The 433-nt window shown below is 54.3% G+C and carries 1 protein-coding gene; it reads left to right on the top strand.

From position 1 onward, the window contains the following. Window positions 1–90 precede the first annotated feature (90 nt). Window positions 91–433, top strand: a 343-nt coding sequence (locus tag PseAD21_RS29365) for a helix-turn-helix domain-containing protein (protein WP_146011327.1), incomplete at its 3' end; no start/stop codon positions are given.

A 433-nucleotide genomic window follows, 5' to 3' on the forward strand; every position in this document is an offset into this window, starting at 1 on the left:
TGTATGTACCGGACACATGGTGGACAGGTGTTCGGAGACATGGTGGACACTTTTAAATAGACACATTGCTCATCGCGAAGGAGATGGCCTGTGTCTTGGGAAGAGGTGTCCACCGTGCAGCTTCGTACAGAATTCGTGCTTTTGGCTCGGCAGGAAGGGGCCAATGTTCGGCAGCTTTGCCGCCGATTCAACATCAGCCCAAGCACCGCCTACAAATGGCTCAAGAGGTTTGAAACCTCAGGTGCAGAGGGATTGATCAATCAGTCTCGACGACCAAAGACGTCCCCCAAACGCTGCGCTGACGAGACTGAACAGCAGATTCTGACCGTGAGTCAGGAGTACGCGGCTTGGGGCGCTCGCAAGCTCAAGCGCGTGTTAGAAGACGAAGGCACAGTGATGCCTTCCGTCAGTACTGTGCATGCGGTTTTACAGC

The sequence above is a fragment of the Pseudomonas sp. AD21 genome, assembly GCF_002878485.1.
Classification (GTDB): Bacteria; Pseudomonadota; Gammaproteobacteria; order Pseudomonadales; family Pseudomonadaceae; genus Aquipseudomonas.